The following is a 12,346-nucleotide window of genomic DNA, read 5'->3' as shown; positions in this document are numbered from 1 at the left end:
ATGCGTCCTTGTCGTGGTGCCTCAGCGGGAACCCGCGGTGCGCGGCGCCGGCAGGTACTCGTAGTAGGTGTAGGCGTACTGCCCCGCCCCGCGCTTCTCGACGCCGTTGAAGATGGCGCCCTTCACCTCCACGCCGTTCTGCTCCAGGCGCTGCTTGGCCAGCGCGATCTCGCGCTGCTGGTTGAGCCCCCAGCGCACCACCAGCAGGCAGGTGCCGGCGTGCTGGCCGATCACCGCCGCGTCGGTCACCGCCAGCACCGGCGGGGTATCGATCAGGACGATGTCGTAGTCGCCGGCCACGTCCCTCAGCAGATTGGTGAAGTTCTCGTGCATCAGCAGTTCGGACGGATTCGACGGCACCGCGCCGCGCGAGATGAACGACAGGTTGTCGGCGCCGGCGACGCGGCGGATGGCGTCCTCCAGCTGGATCCGGCCCATGATCAGATCCGACAGTCCGCCTTCCCAGCGCACGCCGACCGCGTCGTGCAGGGTGCCGCGGCGCATGTCGGCGTCGATCAGCAGCACGCGCTGCCCGGTCTGGGCGATGGTCACCGCCAGGTTGGCGCAGACGAAGGTCTTGCCGACGCCGGGACTGGGCGCGGAGATCATCAGCAGGTTGTTGCGGGTCTTCATCCGCGCGAAATGCAGGCTGGTGCGCAGCGTGCGCAACGCCTCCATCGCCAGATCCGACGGCGCGCTCAGGGCCAGCAGGCGCTGGCGCCGTTCGCGGCGGCGTCCGCCGCTGGGACGCTGGGTCAGCTCGCGTCCCTTCTCGCTGAAGGGAATCGATGCGTACACCGGCAGGCCCAGCAGCTCGATGTCCACCGGATCCTCCACGCCACGGCGGAACAGCTGGCGCATCAGCACGAAGGCGACCATCAGCACCGCGCCCAGGGCGGTGCCCGCCGCGATCACCGGCAGCGGCTTGGGCCAGGCCGGGCTGTTGAGGTTGACCGCCGCCGGATCGATCACCCGCGCGTTGCCGACCGCGCTGGCGCGCGCGATGTTCAGCTGTTGCGCCTGATCCAGCAGGTTGGCGTAGGTCTGGTTGGTGACCTCGACGTCGCGGTTGAGCCGGAACAGGCCCTGCTGGGTGTCCGGCAGGTTGTGGATCTTGCCCTGCAGCGCCGCCCGCTCGCCCTCGAACTGGCTGATCTGCTTCTGCAGGGTCTGGTAGGTCGGATGCGACGGCGTGAAGCGGTTGGCGACCTCGGTCATCTGGATGCGCAGCTGCTGGATGCTGGAATCCAGCGCGATGGTCTGGTCCAGCAGGGCGCGGTTCTGCACCGCCACGTCCAGGGTCTGGGTACGCGCCTGGAAGTTGCGCAGCGCGGCCTGCGCCTTGTCCAGCTCCTCGCGCACGTTGGGCAGCTGTTCGGTCACGAACTTCAGCCGGCTGGCCGCCTCGGCGGAGGTGCGGGCGACGTTCTGGTGCACGTACTCGCGGGTGACTTCGTCCAGCACCCTGCGGGCGCGCTCGGGATCGGCGTTGGCGTAGGTCAACGCGATGACGCCGGAATTGCGGCCCTGCTCGGTGGCGGTGATGTCCTGCTTCAGCGCCGCCATCACCGTGGACGGATCGCGGCGGGTCACATCGAAACGCATGCCCGGGTTCGCCACCAGCCGTCGCACCTGCACGGCGATGCCGCCGGATTGCGCCAGCGCGCCGGCGCGTCCGCGCAGCAGCACGTCGCCGCCCGGCGAGGCCAGCAGGTACTGGCCGTTCTCGCCGGCGATCAGTTGCAGGCGCGCGCCGATCAGCTCGGGCGGCACCTCCATCCGGCCGATGTCCAGCACCTCGCCGCCCCAGCCGTAGCGGTTCATGCCGAGCCACGGCGCGGCCAGGGTGCCGGGATGGGATTTCTGGTGGCGGCGGGCGATGAAATCACCCAGCAGCGGCAGCCGCGCCGGCTGCACGTCCACGTCCAGGTCCAGCCGGCTCATCGCCTCGCCGATCACCCGGCGCGAGGTCAGCAGCTGGACTTCGGTCGCGCCCGGCGAAGTGGAAATCGGCGGCGGCCCCTGCATGGCGGCGTTCGGATTGACGCCGGGCGGAATCGCGGGGCGGTTCTCGACCTGCACCACCGCGTTGGCCTCGTAGGTGGGCGTGACGATCGCCAGGTACAGCAGGCTGGCGAGGAAGAACACCGCGGTCCCGAACAGGATCAGGCGCTTGTTCTCGTTGAGCGTGGCCACCAGGGTCGGCAGGTCGACGTCGCCCTCGCGTGGGGCGGGCGTCAGCTCGGGACCGGGCGGAAACGTTCGCGTGATGAGTTGAGTGGCCATGGGGGAGTCACCTCGTTGCCTTGCTTATGGGGTCGCGCCAGCCGGGTCAGGACGCTTCGCGCACGCCGTAGGCGTAGCGGATGTCGTCGGCTTCGCGGATCTGGGATTCGTGGTTGCCGGAACGCAGCCGGATCAGCGCGTCCGGCACGTCCTCGCCGGGCAGGCCGGCGCGGGTGTCGGCGGTGGTCGCGCTGGCCAGCGACTGGTAGACCGCGGGTTCGCTGAGCAGGGTCAGCACGCGGCCGGCGATGGCCAGCGCGGTCGTGCCGATGGCGATGCCGTCGCCTTCCTGGGTATCGCATACCCGCAGGACCGGTTTGCCGGGCAGTTGTCCCGGGAAGGTGCTGCCCTGCCCGGCCAGCACCAGCTGCGCGCGCTCCAGCAGGTGCAGCCACGCCAGATAGTCGGACAGTTCCAGCATGTGCACGTTGCCGAAGGCGTGCAGCGTGCCGGATGCGTCGTGCGCGTCGGCCGCCTCGCGCGGCCAGACGATGTCCACGTCGGGTCGACGCCGGGCGATCATTTCCAGCGCCTCGACCAGCGGCGCGGCGTCGGCCCGGTCGGCGGTACAGGCGACCATCAGCAGCGGGCTGCCCTCGCGCAGGAACGGGAAGCGCCAGGCGATCGCGTTGCCCAGGCGCGGTTCGGCGCGCAGGGTATCCAGGCCGGTGCGCAGGCTTTCGGCGACGATGCCGTCCTGCACCAGCACGCGATCCCCGGGCACGCCCTCGACGCGCAGGCGCTGGCCGGCGTCCTCGCTGGCGGCCACGTGAAGCGCCGCCAGCGACTGCACGATGCGGCGGCTGGCCTCGTTGGGCCAGTGCGAAGGCGTGGCCGCGCTGGCGTCGCCGTCCACGCACACCACCGGCACATCGTCGGCATGCGCGGCCAGGCTGAGGGCGAAGGTGGCCGGACCGTTGCCGGACACCAGCACCACGTCCGGGCGCAGTTGATCCATCAATTCGCGCACGCCGTTGACCAGCGCGTCGGTGCCGTCGTCGCCGGACAGGCGTTCCTGCGCTTCCAGCCCGAACAGATGCAACGCCGCCTCGCCGTCGGTGCCGGGCACCTCTGCCAGGCAGACGCTGGTCTGGAACCGGCCGTCGTCGGCCAGCCGCTGCGCGATTGGCGCCACTCCCATCGCTTCCGGGGTCGCCGCCACCACGCAAAGGGCGCGCAGGGGTTCATTGCCGTCGGCGTCGCGCGCGAGCGGATACGGCTCGTGATCCTCGCTGCTCACGCGGGCGGGCGGTGTCCGCAGCGCGTTGCGCGCCGGCACGAACCGCGCCAGCCCGGTGGACGGGCGCCAGCGCCAGCGGAAACCGCGCTTGCGCATTTCCAGCAGGCGCGGCAGGCCCACGACATACATCACGGTGGCGGCGATGAAGCACGCCAGGTTGAGCAGATCCGGGGCCGCGCGCAGCACGTAGCCCAGCAGCGCCAGGCCGATGCCGGCGACGACCATCAGGGCCAGGGTGGCGCGCGAGGAGAAGCCTTCGTCCATCAGCAGGTGATGCAGGTGCTGGCGATCCGCGCCGAACGGCGAGCGGCCGGCGCGGACGCGGCGATACATCACCGCCAGCGTGTCCATCACTGGCAGCGCCACGCACCACAGCACGTCCACCGGAGCCAGCCGGCCGACCCGCGAATGGCTCAGATAGATCAGGCTCCAGCCCAGCAGGAAACCGATCGCCATGCTGCCGGCGTCGCCCATGAAGATCTTGCGGCCGTCCGGCCAGCCGAGATTGGCGAAGATGTAGGGAATCAGCGCGGCGAACAGCACCTGCAGCATCAGCATGACGCCCACCACCGACCAGCCGGCGCGGTCGTACATCAGCACGGTGCCGATGCAGACCAGCGCGACCGAGGCGGCCAGGCCGTCGATGCCGTCCAGCATGTTGAAGGCGTTGATCAACCCGATGACCGCGAAGATGGTCAGCGGGATGCCCCAGATGCCGAGGCGGATGTCACCCGGCAGCAGTCCGCCCAGGTGGTCGACGTAGTAGCCGGTGCTCAGGATCACCAACGCCACGATCGCCGACTCGATCAGCAGCCGGGACTGCACGGTCAGATGGACCACGTCGTCCGCCACGCCCATGGCCACGATCAGGGCCGCGCCCATCATCACGCTCATGACGAAGCGATCGATGAAGCCCAGGTACGCCAGTCCGACCAGCAGCCCGATGAAGAAGCAGATGCCGCCGATCAGCGGTACGCGGCCGTTGTGATGCTTGCGGTCGTCGTCGGGACGATCCACCAGTCCCACCCGGCGCGCCCATGGGCGCATCGAGAAGATGGCGAACAATGTCACCGCCAACGCGATCGCGCTGGCCGCGATGATCCTCGGATGCTCCATCCAGAATTCCTCGTTTGTCCGTGATGGCCATCCTGTCCAACCGGTCATCCCTGGCAAAAACCGCCATTCCACGCGGTGTGCGTGGTGGTGATTTGTTCCGCTGGCAATCTACGGACAGCATCTTGATGAGCGCATGAAAGCGCGAACCACGCACGGGGATCCGCTCAGGTGTGTGCAGGCATCGCGCACAATCGTGAATCACGATTCATCGGCATGCGCTCGCACCAGGCGTGCGCGGACGCCTCGATGAGATCAAAGGCGCGCACGAAGTCGGCGCGTGGACGCCCGCAGGGATCGCGTATTTCGCTGTTCCCCTTCCATCGGCCCAGCAGTTGCATGCGCTGACGCAGCGGCGGTGCGATGGCCGCGAGCGCGCGCAACTGTCGATGCTCCATCGCCAGCACGAGGTCCGCCTGCACGAGCATCTGCAGATCGATCTGGCGCGCGGCATGGTGATCCAATCGAAGACCATTTTCCTTCAGCATCTCGGCGGCCATCGGATGCACGCCGTCGCCCACGCGCGCGGCCAGCCCGGCCGAGCGCACCTCCACCTCGCCCGCGGGCCACCGCGCCCGCATCACCGCCTCGGCCATCGGACTTCGACAGATGTTGCCGACACAGACAATCAGGATTCGATACATCGTCACACCGCGAGTGGGATATGGCGCAGCCTGCATGCGCAGGTGTGTCGAGCGTGTATGCGGAAGCTCTTCACATGCTCGTCAGCGCCTCCGCTTTAAGAGGGAGACAGCTGGATGAAGGGCCTGGACTACGGTTCAATCCGGATCAACACGTGTTGGTCGCGGAACAGGATAGGTCCCGGATCCAATGGCACGACGGAGACTTCCCGCCGTCGTTCCAGCCAAAGCTGGAATCAGGCGTCCGCAGGCCTGTCGCATAGGAAGCGAACTAGGAAGCAAACATGGGTCCCAGCGTTCGCTGGGACGACGGCTTTGAGTTGTCATTCCAGCGTAAGCTGGAATCCATTTGGCGAAACCGGAACCTCTACCCCCGAAGCCCCCGTGCGCTCCAGCGGAGCGCCTCCCCGTCCCAAGGAGTTCCCCATGCCCCTGCTGAAAGTCCGCCTGACCGGAAGTGAAGCCGACGCGGCCACCGTGATCAGCGTGGTGCATGGCGTCGATGGGGTCGAGCGGGTCGAGGAAGTGGCGGACCTGATGCCGCACATGGACGACGATGACTCCAGCTCCGCCGGACTGGTCGACGATCAGGGCAGCGGCGGCGTTCACGCCATCGAGATCGAGGTTCCCGGTCCGCATGCGGGCGACGAGGTGCGCGAGCTCATCATCCGCAGCGCGGAAAGCCTGGGCATGGCGGTCGAGTTCGTCGACGAATTCTGAGCGGGCGGCGCAGCCGCGCGCCCGCGCGGTAAAAATGTTCCGTTCACGACGACAGCCCCGTCGCGACCCGGCACGCGGCCGGATCGCGACGGAGGGGCTGCTACATCATCTTGTCGCGTGACTGCTCGGCGCGCGCCGCGCCGATGGCGGTTTCGACATTGCGTTCCTCTTCCGGCGGCGGCAGCACCGCCGGCAGGCCCAGCGACTGGATCCACAGTTCCCGTGCCCAGCCGCGGGTGTGATAGAGGTGGTGATCCTCTTCCTTCTCCACCTCGTCGTGTGCGGCCTTGAGGATCTTTCCTTCCTGCTTGCCGGCCTTTTCCGCCACCCGGCCGATCAGTTCCCAGTTCTGGTGATCCTTGGTTTCGGCCAGGACCACGCATTCGGCGGCAACCAGTTCGGCCGCGGCGGCATCGGCGTTGGCCATCGCCATCTCGATGGCCTTCACCAGGGAGCGGCCGTGATGCGCCACGACCTCGCGCCCCGGACTGGCGGCTTCCGGATCCTTGCCCAGCTGTTCAAAGACATCCAGCAGAATCTGCTCATGCCGGCGGGTTTCATCCAGGTATTTCCGCCATTCTTCCTTCAGATCCTCGTTCTGTGCCGCCTCGATCGCCGCGGTGTAGACCTGGATGCCGCCGCGTTCGGTTTCGAGCGCCTGCAGCAACAGTTCGTTCACCTGCGCCTGGTCGGTCATGGATGCGCGTGCCATCGGATACTCCTTGCCGTCGGGTTGGGAGAAAAACACGCGGCCTCGCCGCGTCATCCCAGTTCTAACCTCGCCGGTGCAAACGCGCCGTGACAAACAAATGCCCAGGCGTGCATCGATCGTTAACGGCAACCCGCGCGCTTGAACACACGCTCTTGCCGGACTCGGGAGTAGAACCCGGCTCAATCCCATTCGCGTGCGCGGCACGTCGGAGTCCCCATGAGCCCGCTTACGGACGCGGCCTGCTGCTATCTGCCCGAGCGCGCGCCCCCGGTGAACGTGCCGCTGGCGATTTACGCCTGCTCGATCGACGACACCACCGGCTGGTTCAACGGTCACTACGATGGCCGCGCCTGGCACGCCGAGCATCTGTCCGGCGACGAGGAAGGCTGGTACGTGCTGGGCTGGCGTCCGTCGCACGCGACGCTCGACGACGCCTGCGTGGATTGTCTCGGATTGCCCACGCATCCCCGCGGCCACGAGCCGGCGTTGCTGCGCGCGTCGCCGACGGCCTGAGCGGAACCGCCACGCTGCGCTGAGCGCTCCGCCGCTCGCGACCGCTTCTTAACGGCGTGTGGACGCGCCCTGCACCGCCGGTTTCGCGGCGATGGCGGAGAATCTTCTGTGTGGATGCCGGAGAACACCCCGGCTGGCTGCGCATTCAGTGGATACGGCTCCCCGTGGGCCGAGGTCTTGACCGGCAGCCCCACAGGAGAACCGGCCTCAGGCCTCACCGGCCGACAGGAACGGCGGGTCAACCTCGTCTGGATCGCCTTCCGGTTCTCCCCCTTTCTCTTTCCGCCGCCGCGCCCTGCACACGTTCTCTTGATGCCGATGCCGGAAAGTGGACCTGCACGCCAAGCAGGAGACGCGCATGGGCAAGCGGCATTCGATGGAGACGCGCCTCGCCGAACTGGAGGCGATCTGCCTGCGCCTGGAACCCGCGCTGGAGCAACGCGTCCAGCGGCAGGATCAGGCGATCGGGTACGTGCTGGAACATTTCGGCCGGCTCCAGGGCCAGCTCGCGGTCATGGGCTACGTGGCCTCGACGGTGATGCAGGCGGTGGAGGAGCCGGTGCAGACCCGGCTGATCGCCTGCCTCCAGGTCGCCGCCGAGAACTTTCCCCTGGGCCTGCCTCCCCATTTCGAAGATGGCTTCCGGGAATCGGCCGAAGCGCTGATCCCGGATATCTGGAGCCTGCACTAGCGGCCTCAGCCGCCCCGTCTACGCTCCGGCGCCACGCCGGCGGACAGGTGTTCCAGCGTCCGCGCCAGATCCATCGGCCGGGCCAGCAGATAGCCCTGCACCTGATCGCAGTGATGGCGGTGCAGCCAGTCCAGCTGCGCCTGCGTCTCCACCCCTTCCGCCACCAGGGTCAGGCCGAGGCTGTGGCCCAGGGAAATCATCGCGTGGCAGATCGCCGCACTGCGGTCGTCGTCGGCGACGTTGCGCACGAACGCCTGATCGATCTTCAGCGCGTCCAGCGGCAGCTGGTGCAGGTACGACATGCTGGAGAAGCCCGTGCCGAAATCATCCAGCGAGGTGCAGATGCCGTGCTTCTGCAACGTGCGCAGGGTGCGCATGGTGCTTTCGGGACTGTCGAGCAGCATGCTTTCGGTGACTTCGATGTGCAGCGCGCCGCGCGGCAGGCCGAAGCGCTCGTGCAGCTGGATCAAGCGTTCGGCGAAGTCCCGCCGGCGCAGTTGCGCCGGCGATACGTTGACCGCGATCGGCAGCTGGCCCCACCCGGCCTCCACCAGCTTGCGATGGCAATGCGCCGCCTCCTCCATCACCCAGTCGCCCAGCGCGGGAATCAGGCCGGCGTCCTCGGACAGCGGAATGAACTGCGATGGCGGCACGAAGCCGCCATCGGCCTGCGGCCAGCGCAGCAGCGCCTCCAGGCAGACCGGATGGCGATCCTGGAGCCGGTAGATCGGCTGGAAATGCAGCATGAAATCGCGCTGTTCCAGCGCCACGTGGATGCGGCCGATCATGCGCAGGCGCTCGCCGGCCGCCTGCGCCATCGGCGCATCGAAGGTCCGGCTGGGAACGCCCTGCGAACGCGCCACGTGCGCGGCGAGCGCGGCATGGCTGACCGCGTTCTCGAACCCGGTGCCGTCGAACCGGGCGACGCCCACCCACGCTTCCAGCGTGCGCCGCGATCCGCCCTGCTCCACCGGCAAGGTCATCGCGCGGTGCAGCGCGGTCACCGCCATGTCCACGTCCACGCCGTGCCGCAGCGCCACCACGAAGGCCTCGGAGGGCACGAATGCGCTCTCGCCCCAGGGATCGGCCAGCGATTCCAGCCGATTGGCGAGGATGTCCAGCACCCGGGTCGCCACCGCCTGGCCCAGGCTGTCGATGACCAGTTCCAGGCCGCGCAGCTGCAGATAGGCCAGCGCGTAGGGCCCCTTGCCCTCGGCGGCCAGGTGGGTCTTCAGCCCCGGCAGGTTCAGCAGGCCGGTGGCGGCGTCGTGGCTGGCCCGGTAATTGAGTTCGCGCTCGTAGGCGAGGGTTTCGCTGATGTCCTCGGCCAGCACCAGCTTGGCGGGCCGGCCGTTGTAGCTGATGGTGTCGGTGCGCACCTGCACGTCGATGACGCTGCCATCCTTCTTCACATGCTTCCACAGCTCGCCTTCCGGGGTGGGCGCCGGTTCGCTCAACGACTGCAGGACATCCACCGAGTCGCGAGGCGGGCGGATGTCCAGAATGGTCATCGCCAGGAACTCCTCGCGGCTGTAGCCGTAGTGGCGGACGGCGGCGTCGTTGACCTCCAGGAACCGCAGGCTCTCCAGATCGAACACCCAGAACGGCATCGGGTTGCGATCGAACAGCAACCGGTACTGGCGCTCGGTTTCGAGCAGGCGCGCCTGGGCGCTGCGTTCGTTGGTGATGTCCAGCACCGTGCCGGTCATGCGGGTGACTTCGCCGTCCTGCTCGACCACGCCTCCGCGGGTCAGCAGCCAGCGGACCTGGCCATCGGGCCGGATCACGCGGTACTCGGCGACGAAGGGTTCTCGGCTCCGCCAGGCCTGGGCGAAACGCGCGCGCAGCGGCTCGCGATCCTCCGGATGCACCAGCGCGTAGAACTCCTCGCTGCAGGCGCTGTGGCGCTCCTGGCCCAGGCCGAAGATCTCCGATACCTGTTCGGACCATTCGACCCGCGGCGGCGACCGCAGCACCATCCAGCTGCCGGTCCTGCCGACGCGCTGGGCCAGCCGCAGTCCATCGGCCGCGCGCCCCACTTCGGTGACCAGTCGCTTCTGCGCCCGCGCCGCCTGCCGGATATGCCGCAGCAGGTACAGGAAGCCCGCCCAGTACAGCGCATAGACCGCCAGCGACCCGAACAGCAGCAGGTACCAGTCGCGCAGCACTTCGGCCCGCCCCAGGCCGGCGCTGACGAACACGCCGTAGTCGTCCAGGTGCATGCGCGCGGTGATCCGCATCACCCCGTCCACCCCGCTCCGCCGGATCATCGTACTGGCGGCGTAGGGCGGACCGGACGGCAGGATTTCCGGATAGCGGCGCCCCAGATAACGTGACGCGTCACGACTGCGCGCGAGCACCGTGCCGCCGTGATCCATCACGGTCACCACGCCCTCGCGGCCGGTGTCCAGGTCCGCGACCAGGCGCTGGATCTCGGCCACCCGCAGCCGGGTGACGATCCACCGCCCATCCTCCATCGCCATCAGCAGCGGCCACACCCATTCGCCATCCACCTGCTGCAGGCCGCCGAAGCTCAGCACCTGCGGACGGGCGCCGCGCAGCCGGGAAGGAATCGCAAAACCGTCGCCCGGCGTGATCGCCTGGCCGCCCGCATCCACGATCACGATGCTGTGCAGCTCCTGATGCCGCTGCACGACGCCGGCCACCGCTTCGCCCAGCAGCACGGGCGCGGACGCGGGCACGGTCTGGAACGCATGGCGGGCATCGCCGGCGATGCCCGCCATGGCGCGTTCGAGATTGCGCAGTTCCAGCCGCAACAGGCGCGCGGTGCCTTCGGCCAGCGCCATGCTCTGGCGCTGCGCGGCCTGCAGGCGCAGCTGGTGATCGCGATACACGAAGTAACCGAGCAGGTACGCGAGCATGAGCGCCAGGACGATGCCTGACCAGGCGATCGTCCGGGTGGAGCGAGTTATAGGCAATTCCTTGCGCGTCTCCGTCATGGCAACCATCGAGTAGCCAGGCAGCGGAATGGTCAACGTCCCCCGACCCCGGAAGATACCCCCGTTGGCGTTCAAGCGGAAGTCCGGCGGTGCGGCCCGCCGCCGGGCGGTCGGCGGCCGGCGATCAGCCGTTCGATCCACGCGAGCAGGACCAGCACCGACAGGGTCGCGGCGGTGACGAGGAAGGCCAGCAGGTTGTAGTCGAAGCCCACCGCCACGCCGATCACCGCGACCATCAGCAGCGATGCGGCGGTGGTGATGCCGACCACCGTGCCGGCGCCGCGCTGGGCGAAGATGGTGCCCGCGCCGATGAAGGACACGCCGGCGATCACCGCCTCCACCAGCCGGAACGGATCCACCACCAGCGTCGGACTCGCCTCACGCATGCTCTCGGTCATCACCATGTCGCCGATGCCGACCAGGAACGCGGCCGCGCCGCCGACCAGCATGTGGGTGCGGAAGCCCGCGGGCCGGTTCTTGATCTCGCGCTCCACGCCGATGCTGCCGGCCAGCAGCATCGCGTACAGCACTTCCAGCAACACGTTTACCTGCGCCGTCAGCTGCGCGGACATCGATCGGCTCCGGTTCGCCGCCTCGCCGCAGCCTCGCGCGGGCGAGGTCAAGATTCCGTGCGCGGTATGTTGGCTTCGCATGAAGACCCATCCACGCGGCGCTCACACCGCGATATCTAGGATGAAATCATGGAAAGCGAAAGTACCCTTGCGGCGGAACCACCGCTGATCGAGGAGGACTGGGCGCTGTTCCTCGATGTCGACGGCTCGCTCGCCGAGCATGCGCCCACCCCGGACGCGGTGCGGATTGACCCCGCGATCAAACAGGCCCTTCCCGCGCTGTCGCGCAAATGCGGTGGCGCGCTGGCCCTGGTGAGCGGACGCACGGTGGCTGCGCTCGACGCGTTGTTCGCGCCGCTGGTCGTCGCGGCGGTCGCCGGCCTGCACGGGCTGGAACGGCGCGCGCAGGGCGAATGGCAACCCGCGCCGGCGATGGATGCTCCTTTCCTCGCGCTGGCCGCCGAAGCCGAAGCGATCGCCGGCCGCTATCCGGGCGCGTTGGTGGAATGCCGCGGTGGTTGCCTGTTCCTGCATTGGCGCGCCGCGCCGGAAGCGGCGAAGGAACTCGGCGCATTCGCCGACAGCCTGCGCGCGCGCCTGCCGCGCCACCGGCTGCATCCCGGCGCGCACGGCATCGAGATACGCCCGCTCGGCATGGACAAGGGCGAGGCCATCGCCGCCTTCATGGCGATGCCGCCTTTCCAAGGCCGGCGCCCCGCCTTCATCGGCGACGATCCCGCGGACGAGCCGGGATTCGCGCGGGTCAACGCGCTGGGCGGCGTCAGCGTGCTGATCGGCGCGGGGCGACCCACCGCGGCACGCCATCGACTGGCGAATCCGGACGCGGTCCGGCGCTGGCTGCTCGCATCCCTGAAAGACGAGGTCATCGCATGAACAT

The 12,346-nt window shown here is 68.5% G+C and carries 10 protein-coding genes; 4 read left to right on the top strand and 6 right to left on the bottom strand.

Features of this window, described 5'->3' with window-relative positions; all coding sequences use genetic code 11:
* Window positions 1-21 precede the first annotated feature (21 nt).
* The 3 genes from ACTHN1_RS14955 to ACTHN1_RS14945 all read right to left on the bottom strand — a co-directional run bounded on the left by ACTHN1_RS14955 (window position 22) and on the right by ACTHN1_RS14945 (window position 5,283).
* A complete protein-coding gene (locus ACTHN1_RS14955; RefSeq protein ID WP_440471726.1) occupies window positions 22-2,286 on the bottom strand; it encodes a polysaccharide biosynthesis tyrosine autokinase in 2,265 nt (754 codons plus the stop codon).
* A gap of 46 nt (window positions 2,287-2,332) precedes the next feature.
* The gene (locus ACTHN1_RS14950; RefSeq protein ID WP_440471725.1) at window positions 2,333-4,642 is read right to left on the bottom strand and encodes a UDP-N-acetylglucosamine 2-epimerase; all 2,310 of its coding nucleotides are present in this window, start codon (window positions 4,640-4,642) and stop codon (window positions 2,333-2,335) included.
* Window positions 4,643-4,806: 164 nt separating this feature from the next.
* Window positions 4,807-5,283 carry a low molecular weight protein-tyrosine-phosphatase gene (locus ACTHN1_RS14945; RefSeq protein WP_440471750.1) on the bottom strand — a complete coding sequence of 159 codons (477 nt, stop codon included), beginning with the start codon at window positions 5,281-5,283 and terminating at the stop codon, window positions 4,807-4,809.
* A 423-nt stretch (window positions 5,284-5,706) separates the two neighbouring features.
* On the opposite strand from ACTHN1_RS14945, the gene ACTHN1_RS14940 reads away from it, so the two are divergent.
* Window positions 5,707-6,000 (top strand): hypothetical protein, encoded by a 294-nt coding sequence (locus ACTHN1_RS14940; RefSeq protein ID WP_440471724.1) that lies wholly within the window; start codon window positions 5,707-5,709, stop codon window positions 5,998-6,000.
* Between the two features lie 100 nt (window positions 6,001-6,100).
* Here ACTHN1_RS14940 and ACTHN1_RS14935 read toward each other — a convergent pair whose 3' ends face one another.
* Entirely contained in the window at window positions 6,101-6,712 is a 612-nt protein-coding gene (locus ACTHN1_RS14935; protein ID WP_440471723.1) for a hypothetical protein, read from the bottom strand.
* Window positions 6,713-6,928: 216 nt separating this feature from the next.
* Here ACTHN1_RS14935 and ACTHN1_RS14930 point away from each other — a divergent pair, with 216 nt between their 5' ends.
* Both ACTHN1_RS14930 and ACTHN1_RS14925 read left to right on the top strand, forming a co-directional pair.
* Window positions 6,929-7,225 (top strand): hypothetical protein, encoded by a 297-nt coding sequence (locus tag ACTHN1_RS14930; protein WP_440471722.1) that lies wholly within the window; start codon window positions 6,929-6,931, stop codon window positions 7,223-7,225.
* Between the two features lie 358 nt (window positions 7,226-7,583).
* On the top strand, window positions 7,584-7,916 hold the full coding sequence (locus ACTHN1_RS14925) for a hypothetical protein (RefSeq protein ID WP_440471721.1): 333 nt from the start codon (window positions 7,584-7,586) through the stop codon (window positions 7,914-7,916).
* A 5-nt stretch (window positions 7,917-7,921) separates the two neighbouring features.
* Here the strand turns inward: ACTHN1_RS14925 and ACTHN1_RS14920 are convergent, their stop codons facing one another.
* Window positions 7,922-10,876, bottom strand: coding sequence for a bifunctional diguanylate cyclase/phosphodiesterase (locus tag ACTHN1_RS14920; protein WP_440471720.1), 2,955 nt, complete (start codon window positions 10,874-10,876; stop codon window positions 7,922-7,924).
* 71 nt (window positions 10,877-10,947) lie between these two features.
* Entirely contained in the window at window positions 10,948-11,448 is a 501-nt protein-coding gene (locus tag ACTHN1_RS14915; protein ID WP_440471719.1) for an MgtC/SapB family protein, read from the bottom strand.
* A 129-nt stretch (window positions 11,449-11,577) separates the two neighbouring features.
* Here ACTHN1_RS14915 and otsB point away from each other — a divergent pair, with 129 nt between their 5' ends.
* Window positions 11,578-12,342: a trehalose-phosphatase gene (otsB, locus tag ACTHN1_RS14910; RefSeq protein WP_440471718.1), complete on the top strand. Its 765-nt coding sequence runs from the start codon at window positions 11,578-11,580 to the stop codon at window positions 12,340-12,342.
* Window positions 12,343-12,346 lie beyond the last annotated feature (4 nt).

It is taken from the genome of Pseudoxanthomonas sp. (genome assembly GCF_051953815.1).
Classification (GTDB): Bacteria; Pseudomonadota; Gammaproteobacteria; order Xanthomonadales; family Xanthomonadaceae; genus Pseudoxanthomonas_A.
This window is presented reverse-complemented; position numbering and strand designations above follow the sequence as displayed.